This is a genomic window from Bacteroides thetaiotaomicron VPI-5482 (genome assembly GCF_000011065.1).
Classification (GTDB): domain Bacteria; phylum Bacteroidota; class Bacteroidia; order Bacteroidales; family Bacteroidaceae; genus Bacteroides; species Bacteroides thetaiotaomicron.
In genome coordinates this window covers 5,091,730-5,109,095 of the sequence record NC_004663.1, presented here as the reverse complement: position 1 = coordinate 5,109,095, position 17,366 = coordinate 5,091,730, and the positions used below count along the sequence as shown (strand labels likewise).

The window sequence follows — 17,366 nt, the reverse complement described above, 5'->3', positions numbered from 1 at the left end:
ATAAGAATATGGAACTCGAATCAATTTTATTACCGGGCATCGAAGCCAAAAGACCGATTGTTATCGCCGGCCCGTGTAGCGCAGAGACTGAAGAACAAGTAATGGAAACCGCCAAACAACTGGCAGCCAAAGGACAAAAGATATACCGTGCCGGTATCTGGAAACCGCGTACCAAACCGGGAGGTTTCGAAGGAATCGGTGTGGAAGGACTTGCCTGGCTGAAGGAAGTGAAGAAAGAAACAGGTATGTATGTTTCTACCGAAGTAGCGACTGCCAAACACGTTTACGAATGTCTGAAAGCAGGAATCGACATCCTTTGGGTAGGCGCACGTACCACAGCCAATCCTTTCGCCGTACAGGAAATTGCCGACGCATTGAAAGGGGTCGACATCCCCGTGCTGGTAAAAAATCCGGTAAACCCAGACCTGGAATTGTGGATCGGTGCACTGGAACGTATCCACAACGCAGGCTTGAAGCGTTTGGGAGCTATCCACCGTGGTTTCAGCAGCTACGACAAAAAAATATACCGCAACCTTCCGCAATGGCACATTCCTATCGAACTGCGTCGCCGTCTGCCTAACCTGCCGATTTTCTGTGACCCGAGTCACATCGGAGGAAAACGCGAACTGGTTGCCCCGCTCTGCCAGCAGGCAATGGACCTGAACTTCGATGGTCTGATCGTGGAAAGTCACTGCAATCCGGACTGTGCGTGGAGCGACGCTTCTCAACAGGTAACGCCCGATGTACTCGACTACATCCTCAACTTATTGGTGATCCGTACCGAAACCCAGACGACAGAAAGCCTAAGCCAACTGCGTAAGCAAATCGACGAATGCGACGATAACATCATCCAGGAACTGGCTAAGAGAATGCGCGTAGCACGTGAGATCGGTACTTACAAAAAAGAACACGGAATCACCGTTCTTCAAGCAGGACGCTACAATGAAATCCTGGAAAAGCGCGGTGCGCAAGGAGAACAATGCGGTATGAGCGCAGACTTTATGAAGCTGATCTTCGAAGCAATCCACGAAGAGTCTGTCCGCCAGCAGATAGAGATTATTAATAAATAAAAAGCCCAAAAGAACTCAAAAATCAAATGGAAACTAACAAATAAGTCAGCAGTAACACAACTGAGACCGACTAGAAAGTCGGTAGTATCTTAACTCTCCTCCTTCTGGAAGGAGGAGAATAGAGATAGAATCGACTTTTTAGTCACCCCAATGTGAGATACTATTAACTTTTAGAGAGACTATTGACTTTTGAGAAACTCCCCAATAATAATAGATATGAGAATATTAATCCTCGGAGCCGGTAAAATGGGTTCCTTCTTTACGGATATACTGAGTTTTCAGCACGAGACGGCCGTGTTTGACGTCAACCCGCACCAGTTGCGTTTCGTGTATAACACGTATCGTTTCACCACACTGGAGGAAATCAAAGAATTCGAACCCGAACTGGTCATCAATGCCGTCACCGTAAAATACACGCTGGATGCTTTCCGCAAGGTATTGCCTGTGCTGCCCAAAGACTGTATCATCAGTGACATCGCTTCCGTAAAGACAGGACTGAAGAAGTTCTACGAAGAAAGCGGATTCCGCTACGTTTCCAGTCACCCTATGTTCGGACCGACGTTTGCCAGTCTCAGCAATCTGAGCAGCGAGAATGCGATTATCATCAGCGAAGGAGATCATTTGGGAAAGATTTTCTTCAAAGACCTTTACCAGACGCTGCGCCTGAACATCTTCGAATATACGTTCGACGAACATGATGAAACGGTGGCATACTCGCTCTCCATCCCATTCGTTTCGACTTTCGTATTTGCTGCCGTGATGAAGCATCAGGAAGCTCCGGGAACAACTTTCAAGAAGCACATGGCTATCGCAAAGGGGCTGCTGAGCGAAGATGACTACCTGCTGCAGGAAATCCTGTTCAACCCACGCACCCCGGGACAAGTGGCCAATATCCGTACAGAGCTGAAGAATCTTCTCGAAATCATCGAAAAGAAAGATGCGGAAGGTATGAAAGCCTACCTCACCAAGATTCGGGAAAAGATCAAGTAAATCATCCTCTCCTTCGATAAGATTTAACCATCCCCTGCAAGAAAGTTCTTTGCAGGGGATTTTTTTATATGTACCTTTGTATCCGCAAAAACGGAATCACAGGAGAAAAGAAGAATGATAGATCAAGTTACCATAGACCGAATTTTAGATGCCGCACAGATTGTAGATGTAGTGTCTGAGTTTGTCACCCTGCGCAAACGCGGAGTGAACTATGTAGGTCTGTGCCCGTTCCACAACGAAAAGACTCCGTCATTCAGCGTCTCCCCTGCCAAAGGACTTTGCAAGTGTTTCAGCTGCGGTAAGGGCGGAAACTCGGTCCACTTCATCATGGAGCACGAACAGATGTCGTATTACGAGGCACTGAAATATCTCGCCAAGAAATACAACATCGAAATCAAAGAACGGGAGCTGACCAATGAAGAGAAACAGGCGCAGACAACGCGCGAAAGTATGTTCATTGTCAACAACTTCGCCCGCGATTACTTTCAGAATATCTTAAAGAATCATGTGGACGGGCGCAGCATCGGTCTGGCTTATTTCCGTCAGCGTGGATTTCGTGATGACATCATTGAGAAATTCCAGTTGGGTTACTGTACGGAAAGCCATGATGCCATGTCACAAGAAGCATTGCGCAAAGGCTACAAGAAAGAATTCCTGGTGAAAACGGGAATCTGCTACGAAACGGATGACCACCGTCTTCGTGACCGCTTCTGGGGACGTGTGATTTTCCCCGTCCATACCCTTTCCGGAAAGGTGGTCGCCTTCGGCGGACGTGTGCTCAGCACCGCCACCAAAGGGGTAAAGGTGAAATATGTCAACTCTCCCGAGTCGGAAATTTACCACAAGAGTAACGAGCTATACGGAATCTATTTTGCCAAACAGGCGATTGTCAGGCAGGACAGATGTTTCCTTGTGGAAGGATACACGGACGTTATCTCCATGCACCAGTCGGGCATAGAAAACGTAGTCGCTTCATCGGGCACCGCATTGACGCCGGGACAGATTCGTCTGATCCACCGTTTCACCAATAACATTACCGTACTCTATGACGGTGACGTAGCCGGTATCAAAGCCTCTATCCGCGGAATCGATATGCTGCTGGAAGAAGGCATGAACATCAAAGTATGCCTGCTTCCGGACGGAGACGACCCGGACTCCTTCGCCCGCAAACATAATTCGGAAGAATTCCAGGCATTCATCCGTGAGCACGAGAAAGATTTCATCCGCTTCAAGACCGACCTTCTGATGGAAGACGCGGGAAGAGATCCGATCAAACGCGCGGAACTGATTTCGAATATCGTACGAAGCATTTCCGTCATACCGGAAGCCATTATACGGGATGTCTACATCAAAGAATGCAGCCAACATCTGCGCATCGAAGAAAAACTGCTGGTAGCGGAAGTCGCCAAATTAAGAGAGGCGCAGGCTGAAAAAGCCAATCGTCCCAGCTATAATCATTCATCTTCAACAACCGGAGATACTTCCGGTACAGCTGCCGCTTCCGGCACACCGGCTTATTCCGGTGCTCCGACTTATTCTACTCCATCAAGTCCCTACGCCAATGCAGGAATGCCACCGGAACCCGAATATGATGACGATGGCAATATCGTATCTTTCGCAGATCCGATGTCCGCTGCTACAGGAGGTGCAGCAGGATTTCCTCCCGGCAATGCACCTGCCTCCACTACGGATACCACTGTTCCCGGAGATTCTTATACCTCCTTTATTCCGCAGGAAGGAAAAGAAGGTCAGGAGTTCTATAAGTTTGAGCGATTGATCCTGCAGGCAGTAGTCCGTTATGGTGAAAAAGTGATGTGCAACCTTACCGACGAAGAAGGAAATGAAATTCCGGTAACCGTTATCGAATATGTGGTGAATGATCTGAAGGAAGACGACCTGGCTTTCCATAATCCGTTGCACCGACAGATTCTGACAGAAGCCGCCACGCATATACACGATGCCGGTTTTATCGCGGAACGCTATTTCCTGGCACATCCCGACCAGACCATCAGCCGGTTGAGCGTGGACTTGATCAATGTACGTTATCAGCTAAGTAAATATCACTCGAAATCACAGAAGATCGTGACAGATGAAGAACGGCTGTACGAACTCGTCCCTATGTTGATGATCAACTTCAAGTATGCGATTGTCACGGAAGAACTGAAACATATGCTTTATGCCCTGCAAGATCCGGCACTCGCTCATGACAATGAGAAATGTAATTCGCTGATGCAGCGTTATAATGAGATGCGGGAAGTGCAAAGTCTGATGGCGAAGCGCCTGGGCGACCGCGTTGTATTACGCTAAATTTCTCATCGGTGCCGAGACACCCCTTCATCGGTACCGGAGGCAATCCTCATTGACGGGGAACTACATCGTCCACATTTTGTAAAGCGTATTACACCCTGCCGTGCTGAATCAGATTCATAAACTCTTCGCGAGTCTTGGCTTGATTGAAAGCTCCTGTAAAGTCTGAAGTAGTAGTAATAGAATTTTGTTTTTCTACGCCGCGCATCTGCATACACATATGCTTTGCCTCCACTACCACCATCACTCCCAATGGGTTCAGTGTCTCCTGGATACAATCTTTGATTTGCAGCGTCATGCGTTCCTGCACTTGCAGGCGATGGGAAAAGATATCGACTACCCGGGCAATCTTGCTCAATCCCGTGATATAGCCGTTAGGGATATATGCCACATGTGCTTTTCCGTAGAACGGCAACATATGGTGTTCGCAGAGAGAGAAGAAATCAATGTCTTTCACTATCACCATCTGACTGTATTCTTCCTGAAACTTAGCCGAACGCAACACTTCATGAGGGTCCATGTGATAACCTTTTGTCAGACTCAGCATAGCCTTCGCAACACGTTCGGGGGTCTTCAGCAAACCTTCCCTTCCGGCATCTTCACCCAACAAAGTAATAATACTGTGATAATGACTTTTCAACTCCTCCAGATTCGGAGAGACAATTTCTTCTTTTTCTAACATGATACAATTATAAAGGAATATTGATCTGGTCTTTGACGATAGAGACCTCTTTGAATACACCGGTTGCCTTGAGTTTACGCATCATCGCGTCCGCCTCTTCAATGCTCCGGAAATCACCCACACGACAAAGCCAGCGGGGAGGATTGAACGAAGTGTAAATCGTCAGTTCGGGGAAATACTCTTTGATGCGGGAAGCTACACGATAAGCATCATTCTTTGCCTCACGGGTATTATTACCGGCATACGCCTGTATTCTGAATCCGGCTGCCTTCAACACTTTCTGTTCGCCCATAGAAGGACGTTCCACGCCTATCAATGCCTCTATCTTAGGGTCTTGATGAATCGTCACCTTTCCCTGTCCCGGCACTGTACGTTCCAGACTCTTGATGATGTTCTGCGCCTGTGCACCAACAGCGGTAAAAGCCAGCATCCATAAAAGTAAACCTAGTTTTCTCATTCGATAAAAGTTTAATTTCAGGAAGTGGCTAAAAAGTCGATACTATCTGCAATTCCCCTCCTTCTGGAAGGAGGAGAGTTTAGAGTTACTATCTACTTTTTAGTCAGTTCCCGAAAGATATTCTAATTATGCATTGAACGCATCGATGATACCCTTGAAGTCAGAAACTTTCAGAGCAGCACCACCAATCAGTCCACCGTCTACGTCGGGGTTAGAGAACAGTTCTTTAGCGTTAGAAGGCTTGCAGCTACCACCGTAAAGGATAGAAGTGTTGTCAGCGATTTCCTTGCCATACTTGTCAGCCACGATTGAACGGATGAAAGCGTGGATTTCCTGAGCTTGCTCGGGAGAAGCTGTTTTACCTGTACCGATAGCCCAAACCGGTTCGTAAGCAAGGATGATCTTAGAGAAGTCTTCAGCAGACAGAGAGAATACAGATTCCATCTGAGCAGCTACTACTTCGTTCTGCTTGTTAGCTTCGCGTTCTTCCAGCACTTCACCGATACAGAAGATCGGAGTCAGACCGTTAGCCAGAGCCAATTTTACTTTTTCTTCGAGGATAGCAACAGTTTCACCGTAGTAAGCACGACGTTCTGAGTGACCCAGGATTACATATTTTGCACCTGTAGAAGCTACCATTTCAGCAGAAACTTCACCTGTATATGCACCGGATGCCTTGTCTGCACAGTTTTCAGCACCTACACCGATCTTAGCAGCGTCTACCAACGGAGTAACAGATGCCAAGTGGATAAACGGAGTACAGATGATTACATCACAGTTGGGCTTTTCGTTAGCCAATGCTTCGTTCAGTTCTTTTGCCAAAGCGATACCCTCTTGAAGGGTTTTGTTCATTTTCCAGTTTCCTGCAACAATGTTCTTTCTCATTTTGTTCTTTATTTAAAGGGTTAATAAATTTATTGTTCTTTTACTTCCTGTTGCTGCTTCCGCTTTTCGTTCTTCCGTTCGCGTCGGCGGACAATCAGAATGTCCACTCCCAACACCAGCAACAGCGGAATGACAAACCACAGGAATACGTATCCAATCGTATGTACGTCACTCCGGACCTTCTGCTGACCGAGTTCCAGATTCTCCAGTTTGTCAGTCAGTACATATTCATCCGGAATGTCTTCATCACTCCATTTGTTCAGAATCGTACCGTTCTTTATCAGCATCAGTCCCGGATTGGAGCGAATCATCGTCTTCAGCGTAATGTCGTCCATCTGGCAGAAAGGATATTCCGCACCGGTCTTGTCCTTCCACAATTCTATCTGCTCTTCCGGTGAGGAAGTAAGGCAGTAGAATCTGTAACCATGCTCTACCGAGTAGTCATATATCTCATTAATCAAATCAATGTTACTGTCGTCCGCCTCTTCAATACGATGTGCCACCAGCAGGAAGGTATATCCCATATCCGTCAGCACGTCTTCCGTGATATCATCACCCGTGCTCAGATCCATCATGGAGAAGTCGTGAATCGAAGGTTCGTATCCTTTTTCTTTCAGAATGGTACGCGTATCGACAAAGGTCCATGTGCTGTCCGGATAATTGTCCAGTGTAAACTCTTTCTTTTCCCCGTTCTTTTCCAGGATAAAGACACTTTCATATACACTCGGCTTCGCTCCTTCGGGGATACTCATGCCTTTCATGATATTCTGTCCGATCTTGTAAGGACGGAAGTCCAGCACAGGCAGACGGTCCAGACAATAGAACGACAGTGTAAATACAAAGAATATCGTGTACAGAGAAATCAGCCATTCCATCTTTCGGGTCACGAATCTGATCAGCATTTTCCTCCACTGGAATGTAGCAATCGCGGCAAGCAGCAGTACGATGTTCTTTGCAAATGTCTCCCAGTTAGTCAATACCCAGGCATCGCCGAAACAACCGCAGTCCGACACCGGATCGAAAATCGCCAGATACAGCGTCAGCGGTGTCATGAAGATCATCAGCACCAACGCCAATGTGGTGGAGATTGTTTTCTTGATACCGAAGAACAGGAAGATACCGATTGAAAATTCGATGGCGGATAATATTATGCCTCCCAACAACGGGAAGAAAGAAGGAAACCATGAAATCACCCCGAAGGCGGTCAGATAGTCCTGTATCTTATACTGGAAGCCCAGCGGGTCGACAGCCTTCACAAAACCGGAAAAGATGAACGATGCCGCTAAAAGGAAACGGCAGACATTCGCTCCTGTCTTCTGGATGATATGTAAGTTCTTATCCTTCAAATTCTATCTTAATCAATCCGAATACTGAATAATTAATCATATCCATATAGTTAGCATCGATACCTTCCGACACCAACGTGTTCCCTGCCAGACTTTCAATCTGCTTGGTACGGTATATCTTCATCAGAATCAAGTCTGTGTAGGAACTCACACGCATACTGCGCCAAGCCTCATCATAGTCATGATTTTTGGCAAGCATCAGCTCCAGCGCTTCCTTTGCATGCTTGTCATATAAAGCCAAAGCCTCCTCATTGCTGATGTCGGCAGATTCGGCGTAGCCCAGTTCCAGCTGGATCAGACCGATAATGCCATAATTGACTATCGCAATAAATTCCGAACGGATTCCTTCGTTAACCAGAGTCACCCCTTTGGTTTCGATACTGCGAATCCTGTTAGCTTTGATAAAAATCTGATCAGTAACCGAAGCCGGACGCAGGATACGCCATGCAGGCCCGTAATCGTGCAGCTTCTTGGAGAATAAGTCACGGCACAAGGCAATGACATGTTCAAATTGTTGCTTGGTATCTTTCATCTTCTTCCAAATAGTGCGCAAAGGTAACAATAATTAAGTAAAAACAGAAAGAGGGCACTCTAAATTATATTAAAGTGCCCTCTTCCAAAGCTATTATTGTATTACATCTTTACGAACAACGTAAAACTTGTCCGATACGCAAGGTGGTCGTCGGCTTGATACGGTTCAGCTTACAAAGCGTACTGACCGATACTCCACGCACTTTAGCGATACGTGACAATGTATCTCCGCTCTTCACTTTATGATAACGGATCGTTCCGTCGGCTACCTGAGTGTCGTGAGAACCGGCACTACGCACACCTTTCGTCTTGCGGAAAGTATAAGTATCGGCTACGATATCCTGTTTCGGGAAGTCGAACATATAAATCGGGTTGATGGCGATTCCCAGGAAGCGGGTTTCAAAGTGGAGATGAGAACCGGTAGAACGTCCGGTGTTACCACCCAGACCGATCACTTCGCCGGCTTTTACCAATTGATTTTCTTCAACGAGTTGTTTGGACAAGTGTCCGTATATGGTTTCCAATCCATTGTCATGACGAATCACTACATATTTACCATATCCTCTGCGTTCATACTTCACGATACGTACTTTACCGTCAAAGGCAGCTACAATCGTGTCACCGATGTTCACCTTCAGGTCCAGACCATTGTGCATTCTTCTCCAGCGGGGACCGAAAGGCGAAGTAATCTTCGTACTCGGAGTCGGCATACAGAAGCCTGTGAGGTCGATGGTATAAGTGTCGGGGATGATAGCATTGCCGTAAGCATGTGCATACTGGTTGTTCCAGTTTGGATAAAGACTTAAGGCGGGATATTCCGACTGTTCGGCACGGATCTGTTTCTGAAGTGCCAAAGAGTCTACGGTTTTTAATTTCTTGTCTATCGGAGCTTGGCGGGCAATCAGGTCTTGAGAGAAAGAGCTCAGGCTGACCATAGCTGCTACAGCTACCAATCCTGTTTTAATAATGCAATTGAAATTCATTCGTTCTTGTCAATTCAATTAATATTCGTCGTTCGCATACAGGTAGTCAAAAGTCGCCTGTTTGTAGTCGAATATCTCTTCAGGTTTAAAAAATCTCGTTAATTCGATAGCCGCAGTTTCCGGAGAATCGGAAGTATGAACGATGTTTTCTTGAAAACTCATACTATAATCCCCACGAATGGTTCCCGGCGCAGCCAGACGTCCATTAGTTGGTCCCGCCAACGTACGGACTGCTTGAATAGCATCCACACCTTCGTAACAACAAACAATGACAGGAGTTGCCATCATCGAATCTTTCACGCGCTGAAAGAAAGGCTTGCTGCTCAGGTGGGCATAATGCTCGCTTAATAATTCATCCGTCAGTTGCATCATTTTCATGCCGGCCAACCGTAGTCCTTTACGTTCAAAGAGATGAGTGATCTCACCAACCAATCCCCGTTGAAGGGTACACGGCTTCAAAATAACCAGCGTTTTTTCGATCATGATGTGTGACTTTCAAAAGATTAAACTATACATTTACTATAAAAAATTCCCCCAAAGATAGTATTTTCCGATGAAAGGGCAAGTAAGTCATTAACTATTTTTCAGAAGTACGGAGATAAAAAGAACAGGAAAAGCGGCGTTAAAGCCCTATAAATAGGAGGAATAGAAAAGAAACATGTTTTGCAACACATTCCCGCAAATAAACTGCATGTTTAACCGTTTTTCAACTTATAGCCGCCCAGTTAACATTCGTTTTCCGGAGAGATTTCAGTTGCCGCCACAGAATCTCGTTCTCCGGACTTTGGGCCGACGGGTCGTTATCTACGATATCTTCGGCTATCGAACGGACGTACTGCAACAGCTGACCGTCACGGGCAAGGTTCGCAATCTTCAGATCGAAGGCAATGCCGCTTTGCTGCGTCCCCTCCAAATCACCGGGACCACGCAGTTTCAAGTCCGCTTCCGCTATTTCAAAGCCGTCATTGGTGCGCACCATTATTTCCAGCCGTTTCCGCGTGTCTTCAGTCAGTTTGTAGTTCGTCACAAGGATACAATAAGACTGTTCAGCGCCACGTCCCACCCGACCGCGCAACTGATGGAGTTGCGAAAGTCCGAAGCGTTCGGCATTCTCAATGATCATCACAGAAGCATTGGGGACATTCACCCCGACTTCGATGACGGTAGTGGCAACCATAATCTGAGCTTGTCCGGAAATAAAGAGCTGCATCTGCTCATCTTTCTCCGCAGACTTCATCTTGCCGTGAACTTTGGCAACGGTACAGCCGGGAAACTCTTCCAAGATATGCTGGTAACCTTCTTCCAGGTTCTTGAGGTCGATCTTCTCGCTTTCCTTTATTAAAGGATAGACGATGTACACCTGCCGTCCTTCTTCTATCTGCTTGCGTACGGCGCGGTACATACTTTCCCGACGGTTGTCAAACTGATGAATGGTGGTTATCGGTTTCCGTCCCGGCGGCAGCTCGTCAATGACAGAAACATCCAGATCGCCATACAACGTCATCGCCAGTGTACGCGGAATAGGTGTGGCGGTCATCACCAGCACGTGAGGCGGCTGTATATTTTTCGTCCAGAGGCGGGCACGCTGTGCCACTCCGAAGCGGTGTTGTTCGTCAATAACGACCAGTCCCAAAGAAGAGAAGTTCACCGTGTCTTCAATGACCGCGTGCGTACCTATCAGGATTTTCACGTCTCCCGTCAGCAGTCCGGTCAGGATCGCTTCCCTCTTCTTTCCTTTGATAGATCCGGTCAGCAGTTCGACACGGATATCCATACCGAAAAGCAGTTCCTTGATTGTCTCGTAATGCTGGTTCGCCAAAATTTCGGTGGGAGCCATCATGCACGCTTGAAAACCGTTGTCCAGTGCAAGCAGCATGCTCATCAATGCTACCAGGGTTTTACCACTACCCACGTCTCCTTGAAGCAGACGGTTCATCTGCCGGCCGCTTCCCACATCATTCCTTATTTCTTTCAGTACCCGTTTCTGTGCACCCGTCAACTGGAAAGGAAGGTTCTGCGAATAGAAAGTATTGAAAACATCCCCTACCCGTTCAAAGATATATCCACGATATCGTCTTTGGCGGTCCTTCGCATAGCAGAGGATATTCAACTGCACGTAGAACAGTTCTTCGAATTTAAGACGATACTGAGCCCTGCGCAGCGAATCGGGATTCGTCGGGAAATGGATATTCCGGAGTGCCTCTGTCAGAGGCATCAGATGATGGTCCGACAGGATTTTGGGAGAAAGCGTTTCCGGCAGCGGTTCCTGTATCTGCTGGATCACCGTAGCCATCATCTTCTCAATCGCATGCGAATTGAGAAAGCTCCGTTTCATTTTCTCCGTCGTATTATAATAAGGTTGCAGTCCGACGGAAGAAAGTTTCAGATCATCCGGCTTGTCGATGTCGGGATGCGCCACATTGATACGCCCGTTAAACACGGTAGGCTTACCGAAGATGATGTATTCTTCGTGAAGTTTATACTTGCCTAATATATATTTGATACCTTGAAACCACACCAGGTCGACGATTCCCGTACCGTCGGAGAAATGGGCCGTCAGCCGCCGTTGCCGCCCTTCGCCTATCGTCTCGAAGCCGAGAATCTCTCCTTTCAGCTGGATATACGGCATATTGCCATCTATTTCGTGAATGTAATAGATGCGGCTCCGGTCAACATATTTATAAGGAAAATAATAAATCAGATCGTACAACGAGTAGATTTCCAACTCCTTGTTCAATACTGCGGCCTTCTGAGGCCCTACACCGGAGATAAATTTGATGTCGCGTGTGGTTAAATCGAACATTTACAAGAGAGCACTCCCGATCTTCAGGTCAAAGGGAGTTGTTATTTTTATGTTTTCACGATTACCTTCTGCCAGATGTACGGGTACGCCCATTGCTTCGACCACCGAAGCATCGTCCGTAAAGAACGGAGTAAACTCCTGTCCATAAGCCTGTTTCAGCAGCTCCACCTCAAAAACCTGAGGAGTCTGCACTAACTTATATTCAGTACGGCTCACCGTTTCGCTTCCGGCATCCGTCAGATGGCGCAGCGTTTCGACTACATCCACCACCGGAATCACAGCTTTATGCTGTTCCGCCAGCTCGTAACACCGGCGAATCACTTCAAGGGTTACAAACGGACGAACTCCGTCGTGCACTCCTACCAGACCGGGAGCCTGCACAAGTGCCAGCCCGTTCTTCACCGAATGAAAACGGGTCTCGCCGCCATCTGCCACAAGATGTTCCACCGAAAAATGATGTTCTTCGCAAAGCTGTTTCCAGAAGTCCTGCTGTTCACGGGGAAGTACCAGAATAATCTGAAGCATCGCATCGTACTTGCGGAATGCTTCCAGCGTATGCATCAGCACAGGTTTGCCACCGACAGGAAGAAATTGTTTGGGAAGATCGCTTCCCATTCGCAAGCCCTTTCCACCGGCGACAATAATCACAGATTGTTTCATAGACAGCTTAGCGTTTTACGCACATCGCTTCTACCAGTTCGTCTACTTTATCTTTGCCGACCAACAGATCTACGATGGCCAAAGCAAATTCCATAGCAGCGCCCGGTCCCATACCTGTGATGATATTTCCGTCCCGAACTACGGGTTCACTGACACATTCCGCACCTTCCAGGTATTGCTCGAAGCTGGGATAACAAGTGGCTTTCCGGCCTTTCAGCAAACCTAATTTGCCCAATACCATCGGAGCCGCGCAGATCGCTGCGATCGGTTTTCCTTTGGCAGCAAAGTCAAGAAGCAGTTTACGCAGTCCTTCATGCTTGTCGAGCGTAGCTGCTCCCGGCATTCCTCCCGGCAACAACAGCAGATCGGCATCAAAAAAATCGCAGTTATCAAAGTTTATATCACAGAGCAATGACACATCGTGAGCGCCCATTACAATTTCATCCGGAGTGACAGATACGATTTCTACATTCAGTCCGGCACGTCTCAAAGTGTCGACAGCAGTAAAGGCTTCTATTTCTTCAAAGCCATCTGCAAAAAAAGCATATACAGTTCCCATAATCCTATATTTTTGATTAGTGATACTATCTCAGGTTAAAATAATAAGTGATGGTTCCAGTCTGGTTGTTCGGTCCTTCCACGGTGTTGAAGCGAGCCTTCTTCGCCGCGTCTTCCGCTGCCTTCCGCAGGGTGGAGTTCACGGTGTTCGTTTGAGGATTGATACTGGTTCCAATGACTACTCCCGCCGGATTCACGGTGATATTGACTACCACACGTCCTTCTTCGGGCACATTATAGGCAGGCTTTGGCAGACTGCCCGTACCTAAAGAACGTCCGCCGAGGTCAAATGTTCCGTAACCTCCGGTTCCGGTCTTCGCTCCGGTGGATGAATTGCCGTCCTTGCTGCCTTCTGTTCCCGTGCCGCTGGCGGAAGTACCTTTGCTGCCTCCCATCTGCGCTCCCTTTCCGAAAGCGTTGGCAACCTTTTTCTTCGCAGCTTCTTCGGCGGCTTTCCGTTCACGTTCCGCTTTTTCTTCGGCAAGACGTTTCGCTTCGGCAGCTTTCTCCGCCTCTGTCTTTTCGGGTTTCTTCACCGGTTCTTTGGGCTTCACTACCTCTTTGGGTTTCACGGTCTCCTTTTTAGGTTCCGTTTTCGGTTTCAGCACTACCGTTTCTTCTTCGGTCTGTGTCAGCAGATCCTGTTCCGAGGGCAGTTCCGGCTGCGTTTCCGCAGGTGCAGGTGCTTCCGGTTCTTCGGGCAGTATATCCACGTCCACCAGCGAAGGGTCGTCAAAGCCTCGGGCAGACTCCACATTTCCCAGCATCACAGGTACGCCGCCTGCGTCTTCATCCGGCTGGGGAACCGTAAAGCTCACCAGAATCAAAAGAGCTATCACTGCCACGTGTACCAACAGTGCACCCAGCGCGCCGACGAATTCACCCTTTTTTCTTCTGTCGTCCATAATTGTTTCTTTTTTTTAGTAGTTAAGTAGCAACTACTTACTTTATTTGTTTTCCGGCGGGCGTGTAGCCAGCACCATTTTAAAATGATTCTCATTCGCAATGTTCAGCACCCGCACGATTTCACGGTAAGGCACCGACTCATCTGCATACAATGCCACATACATCTCCGGTTCTTTCTCCGCGCAACCTTGCAGGAACGGAGTCAGTTCGTCCAACGACAGCGGCTTTTCCTTCTCATTGCCGAAAGCAGCGTAGAAGTTCAGGTCTTTATCGATCACGACTCTTGTCAGCGGTTTGGCCGAAGTCTGCTGTTTGCCTTGCGGCAACAACACCTTTATGGCATTGGGCGACACCACCGTAGAGGTAATCATAAAGAATATCAGCAGCAGGAAGATGACGTCCGTCATGGATGCCATACTGAAATTGGGCGATACTCTATTTCTTCTTTTTAATCCCACTTTATTATTGATTAGTGGTTAATGATAGTGATTAACGTCTCAGGGTTACTTTTGGGCAGGCTCGTTCAAGAGATCCATAAATTCCATCGTACGAGCTTCCATTTTGTTTACTACACGGTCTACCAGCATCACCAGGTAGTTGTAAGCAAACATGGCAATGATACCCACGATCAGACCGCCTACGGTGGTGATCATGGCTTCGTAGATACCGCCGGAAAGCAAGGTTATATCGATGTTTCCGCTTCCCGCATTCGCCATTTCGTAGAATGCGCGTACCATACCGGTCACCGTACCGAGGAATCCGAGCATCGGAGCACCACCGGAGATTGTTGCCATGACGGTCAGGCCTTTTTCCAGTTTGGCTACTTCCAGATTACCGACATTTTCAATGGCAACCTGCACATCGTTGATGGGACGTCCCAGACGGCTGATTCCTTTTTCAATCATGCGTGCCGAAGGAGTGTTCATCGTGCGGCAATACTGGATAGCCGCTTTGATTTCACCGCTATGGATATAATCCTTGATCCGTTCCATGAACATCGGGTCTTCTTTTCCCGCTTTACGGATCATATAGTTACGTTCAAATAAGATGTAGAAACAGACTACAGACAGTACACCCAGTACAATCATAATCCAACCACCCTTGATAGCCATATCAAGCATATTCATCTCGGGAGCGCTGACCGGAGTCAGCACCGGGTTGGCAGTTGCCAGCGAGTCGGCCATATTCATGGCACCCTGGGCCAATAACATCAATACATTCATTAGCGTAGACAGTTTTTATATTCCTGAATAGTACGTTCCAGTCCCAGATACAATGCGTCGCTGATCAAGGCATGACCTATGGATACTTCGTCCACCCAAGGAATGTTTTTATAGAAATAGTTTAAATTCACAAGACTCAAGTCGTGTCCGGCGTTCAAGCCGATACCCAGTTTGCGGGCTGTTTTGGCTGCTTCCACAAATGGGGCAACAGCCGCTTCCGGATTCTTCGGATATGCCGTAGCATAGGGTTCCGTATAAAGTTCCACACGGTCGGCACCTGCTTTTGCCGCATATTCCACCATCTCCGGATCGGCGGCAACAAAGACGGAAGTACGGATGCCTGCGCTGTTGAACTGATCGAGAACTTCCGACAGAAATTCCAGATTTGCTTTTGTATCCCAACCGGAGTTGGAAGTAATCTGCGAAGGATCGTCAGGAACCAGCGTCACCTGATGAGGTTTCACTTTCAATACCAGGTCTATAAACTCCGGCGACGGGTAGCCCTCGATATTGAATTCAGTCCGCAACAACGGACGCAGATCATATACATCTGCCCGGCGGATGTGGCGTTCGTCGGGACGGGGATGAACAGTAATACCGTCAGCCCCGAAAGCTTCACAATCAAGTGCTACCTTCACCACATTGGGGGTATCCCCTCCGCGTGCATTTCTCAATGTAGCAACCTTGTTTATGTTTACACTTAATTTAGTCATAGTTTTACGCAATATTTGCCGCAAAAATACAAATATTATTATTAGTTGCCTAATAATACGAAACGCATTCTCAGTTCTTTTTTGGTTATTTAAAGTAGAAATCCAAGAAAAAATGCCAATTTTGCAACCGAAACTAATGAAACAGCTTATGAAATTTGCCATTTTCGGAAATACGTATCAGCCTAAAAAGTCTTTGCATGCACTCAGACTGTTCGAGCTTCTCAAGAAGCAGGGAGCGGAAATCTGTATGTGCCGGGAGTTTTACCAGTTCCTGACGGCAGATTTAAAAATGGAAGTGCCTGTCGACGCCCTGCTCGAAGGCAACGACTTCACAGCCGATATGGTTATCAGCATCGGAGGTGACGGCACATTTCTGAAAGCTGCCCGCCGGGTGGGTAGAAAACAAATCCCCATTCTAGGCATCAACACAGGGCGGCTGGGATTTCTTGCCGATGTTTCACCCGAAGAGATGGAGGTGACTTTCGAAGAGATTCAGGCTGGCAGATACAGTGTGGAGGAACGAAGTGTATTGCAGCTTATCTGCAATGACAGAAATCTCCAGGAGTCGCCTTATGCCCTCAACGAAATTGCGGTGCTCAAGCGGGACAGTTCTTCCATGATCAGCATCCGCACTGCGATCAACGGTGCTTATCTGAATACTTATCAGGCAGACGGACTGGTGATTGCCACTCCTACCGGTTCTACTGCGTATTCATTAAGCGTAGGCGGCCCGATCATCGTTCCTCATTCCAATACGATCGCCATTACCCCGGTAGCTCCGCACAGCCTCAACGTCCGTCCTATCGTCATTCGTGACGACTGGGAAATCACGCTGGACGTGGAAAGCCGCAGCCATAACTTCCTCGTTGCCATCGACGGCAGCAGCGAAACGTGCAAGGAGACAACTCAGCTGACCATTCGCCGGGCAGACTACAGTATAAAAGTAGTGAAACGGTTCAATCATATTTTCTTCGATACCCTCCGCAGCAAGATGATGTGGGGAGCGGACGGAAGGCGCTGATCTTCCGACCGGACCTTCGTAACTATCTGATTCCGGACCTTCGGGCATAAAAAAGTACATCCTTCCTCACCAGGACAGAATGTACTTAAACAAAAACAAACAATTATATAAAACGGGCATCCAAGAGACTCCGTTTATATAAGCAATAAGCATGTTGTGGGAAACATACACATGCTATAAAGGGTTTATCCCCGTTCGGGTACTTCACAGTAACCTTTTTAGAAAAACATC

The 17,366-nt window shown here is 47.5% G+C and carries 18 protein-coding genes; 4 read left to right on the top strand and 14 right to left on the bottom strand.

Annotation, left to right across the window (positions count from 1 at the left end; genetic code table 11):
* The first annotated feature begins 8 nt into the window (after positions 1-8).
* From BT_RS19855 to dnaG, 3 genes are all read left to right on the top strand, one after another.
* Positions 9-1,070, top strand: a complete 1,062-nt coding sequence (locus BT_RS19855; protein WP_008760854.1) for a bifunctional 3-deoxy-7-phosphoheptulonate synthase/chorismate mutase type II — start codon at positions 9-11, stop codon at positions 1,068-1,070.
* Between the two features lie 216 nt (positions 1,071-1,286).
* Complete coding sequence (locus tag BT_RS19850) at positions 1,287-2,060, top strand: prephenate dehydrogenase (protein ID WP_008760853.1); 774 nt, start codon at positions 1,287-1,289, stop codon at positions 2,058-2,060.
* A 114-nt stretch (positions 2,061-2,174) separates the two neighbouring features.
* Positions 2,175-4,367, top strand: coding sequence for a DNA primase (dnaG, locus tag BT_RS19845; protein ID WP_011109025.1), 2,193 nt, complete (start codon positions 2,175-2,177; stop codon positions 4,365-4,367).
* 91 nt (positions 4,368-4,458) lie between these two features.
* Here the strand turns inward: dnaG and folE are convergent, their stop codons facing one another.
* The 14 genes from folE to BT_RS19775 form a co-directional block, all read right to left on the bottom strand.
* A complete protein-coding gene (folE, locus tag BT_RS19840) occupies positions 4,459-5,049 on the bottom strand; it encodes a GTP cyclohydrolase I FolE (RefSeq protein ID WP_008760851.1) in 591 nt (196 codons plus the stop codon).
* Between the two features lie 7 nt (positions 5,050-5,056).
* The gene (locus BT_RS19835; RefSeq protein WP_008760850.1) at positions 5,057-5,506 is read right to left on the bottom strand and encodes an SPOR domain-containing protein; all 450 of its coding nucleotides are present in this window, start codon (positions 5,504-5,506) and stop codon (positions 5,057-5,059) included.
* Positions 5,507-5,632: 126 nt separating this feature from the next.
* Positions 5,633-6,391 carry a triose-phosphate isomerase gene (tpiA, locus tag BT_RS19830; protein WP_008760849.1) on the bottom strand — a complete coding sequence of 253 codons (759 nt, stop codon included), beginning with the start codon at positions 6,389-6,391 and terminating at the stop codon, positions 5,633-5,635.
* 29 nt (positions 6,392-6,420) lie between these two features.
* The gene (locus BT_RS19825; RefSeq protein WP_105100232.1) at positions 6,421-7,737 is read right to left on the bottom strand and encodes a BT_3928 family protein; all 1,317 of its coding nucleotides are present in this window, start codon (positions 7,735-7,737) and stop codon (positions 6,421-6,423) included.
* Positions 7,727-8,269, bottom strand: a complete 543-nt coding sequence (locus BT_RS19820; RefSeq protein ID WP_011109023.1) for a DUF1599 domain-containing protein — start codon at positions 8,267-8,269, stop codon at positions 7,727-7,729. Before BT_RS19820 ends, BT_RS19825 begins: the two co-directional genes overlap by 11 nt.
* A gap of 109 nt (positions 8,270-8,378) precedes the next feature.
* Positions 8,379-9,251 (bottom strand): peptidoglycan DD-metalloendopeptidase family protein, encoded by an 873-nt coding sequence (locus BT_RS19815; protein ID WP_008760846.1) that lies wholly within the window; start codon positions 9,249-9,251, stop codon positions 8,379-8,381.
* 18 nt (positions 9,252-9,269) lie between these two features.
* On the bottom strand, positions 9,270-9,734 hold the full coding sequence (ndk, locus tag BT_RS19810) for a nucleoside-diphosphate kinase (protein WP_008760845.1): 465 nt from the start codon (positions 9,732-9,734) through the stop codon (positions 9,270-9,272).
* A gap of 223 nt (positions 9,735-9,957) precedes the next feature.
* Positions 9,958-12,054, bottom strand: coding sequence for an ATP-dependent DNA helicase RecG (gene recG / locus BT_RS19805; protein WP_011109022.1), 2,097 nt, complete (start codon positions 12,052-12,054; stop codon positions 9,958-9,960).
* Positions 12,055-12,714: a 2-C-methyl-D-erythritol 4-phosphate cytidylyltransferase gene (locus tag BT_RS19800; protein ID WP_011109021.1), complete on the bottom strand. Its 660-nt coding sequence runs from the start codon at positions 12,712-12,714 to the stop codon at positions 12,055-12,057. It abuts the gene before it with no gap.
* 7 nt (positions 12,715-12,721) lie between these two features.
* Positions 12,722-13,273: a DJ-1 family glyoxalase III gene (locus tag BT_RS19795; protein ID WP_008760842.1), complete on the bottom strand. Its 552-nt coding sequence runs from the start codon at positions 13,271-13,273 to the stop codon at positions 12,722-12,724.
* Between the two features lie 25 nt (positions 13,274-13,298).
* On the bottom strand, positions 13,299-14,177 hold the full coding sequence (locus BT_RS19790) for a TonB family protein (RefSeq protein WP_008760841.1): 879 nt from the start codon (positions 14,175-14,177) through the stop codon (positions 13,299-13,301).
* Between the two features lie 42 nt (positions 14,178-14,219).
* A complete protein-coding gene (locus BT_RS19785; protein WP_008760840.1) occupies positions 14,220-14,636 on the bottom strand; it encodes an ExbD/TolR family protein in 417 nt (138 codons plus the stop codon).
* Positions 14,637-14,681: 45 nt separating this feature from the next.
* On the bottom strand, positions 14,682-15,401 hold the full coding sequence (locus BT_RS19780) for a MotA/TolQ/ExbB proton channel family protein (RefSeq protein ID WP_008760839.1): 720 nt from the start codon (positions 15,399-15,401) through the stop codon (positions 14,682-14,684).
* Complete coding sequence (locus BT_RS19775) at positions 15,401-16,114, bottom strand: pyridoxine 5'-phosphate synthase (RefSeq protein WP_008760838.1); 714 nt, start codon at positions 16,112-16,114, stop codon at positions 15,401-15,403. Before BT_RS19775 ends, BT_RS19780 begins: the two co-directional genes overlap by 1 nt.
* Positions 16,115-16,226: 112 nt before the next feature.
* On the opposite strand from BT_RS19775, the gene BT_RS19770 reads away from it, so the two are divergent.
* The gene (locus tag BT_RS19770; protein ID WP_008760837.1) at positions 16,227-17,135 is read left to right on the top strand and encodes an NAD kinase; all 909 of its coding nucleotides are present in this window, start codon (positions 16,227-16,229) and stop codon (positions 17,133-17,135) included.
* The last annotated feature ends 231 nt before the right edge of the window (positions 17,136-17,366 follow it).

Excerpts from the sequence above, each read along its gene's own strand:
- BT_RS19855 (WP_008760854.1), top strand. The coding sequence starts at position 9 with ATGGAACTCGAATCAATTTTATTACCGGGCATCGAAGCCAAAAGACCG.
- BT_RS19850 (WP_008760853.1), top strand. The coding sequence starts at position 1,287 with ATGAGAATATTAATCCTCGGAGCCGGTAAAATGGGTTCCTTCTTTACG.
- dnaG (WP_011109025.1), top strand. The coding sequence starts at position 2,175 with ATGATAGATCAAGTTACCATAGACCGAATTTTAGATGCCGCACAGATT.
- folE (WP_008760851.1), bottom strand. The coding sequence starts at position 5,049 with ATGTTAGAAAAAGAAGAAATTGTCTCTCCGAATCTGGAGGAGTTGAAA.
- BT_RS19835 (WP_008760850.1), bottom strand. The coding sequence starts at position 5,506 with ATGAGAAAACTAGGTTTACTTTTATGGATGCTGGCTTTTACCGCTGTT.
- tpiA (WP_008760849.1), bottom strand. The coding sequence starts at position 6,391 with ATGAGAAAGAACATTGTTGCAGGAAACTGGAAAATGAACAAAACCCTT.
- BT_RS19820 (WP_011109023.1), bottom strand. The coding sequence starts at position 8,269 with ATGAAAGATACCAAGCAACAATTTGAACATGTCATTGCCTTGTGCCGT.
- BT_RS19815 (WP_008760846.1), bottom strand. The coding sequence starts at position 9,251 with ATGAATTTCAATTGCATTATTAAAACAGGATTGGTAGCTGTAGCAGCT.
- ndk (WP_008760845.1), bottom strand. The coding sequence starts at position 9,734 with ATGATCGAAAAAACGCTGGTTATTTTGAAGCCGTGTACCCTTCAACGG.
- recG (WP_011109022.1), bottom strand. The coding sequence starts at position 12,054 with ATGTTCGATTTAACCACACGCGACATCAAATTTATCTCCGGTGTAGGG.
- BT_RS19800 (WP_011109021.1), bottom strand. The coding sequence starts at position 12,714 with ATGAAACAATCTGTGATTATTGTCGCCGGTGGAAAGGGCTTGCGAATG.
- BT_RS19795 (WP_008760842.1), bottom strand. The coding sequence starts at position 13,273 with ATGGGAACTGTATATGCTTTTTTTGCAGATGGCTTTGAAGAAATAGAA.
- BT_RS19790 (WP_008760841.1), bottom strand. The coding sequence starts at position 14,177 with ATGGACGACAGAAGAAAAAAGGGTGAATTCGTCGGCGCGCTGGGTGCA.
- BT_RS19780 (WP_008760839.1), bottom strand. The coding sequence starts at position 15,401 with ATGAATGTATTGATGTTATTGGCCCAGGGTGCCATGAATATGGCCGAC.
- BT_RS19775 (WP_008760838.1), bottom strand. The coding sequence starts at position 16,114 with ATGACTAAATTAAGTGTAAACATAAACAAGGTTGCTACATTGAGAAAT.
- BT_RS19770 (WP_008760837.1), top strand. The coding sequence starts at position 16,227 with ATGCCAATTTTGCAACCGAAACTAATGAAACAGCTTATGAAATTTGCC.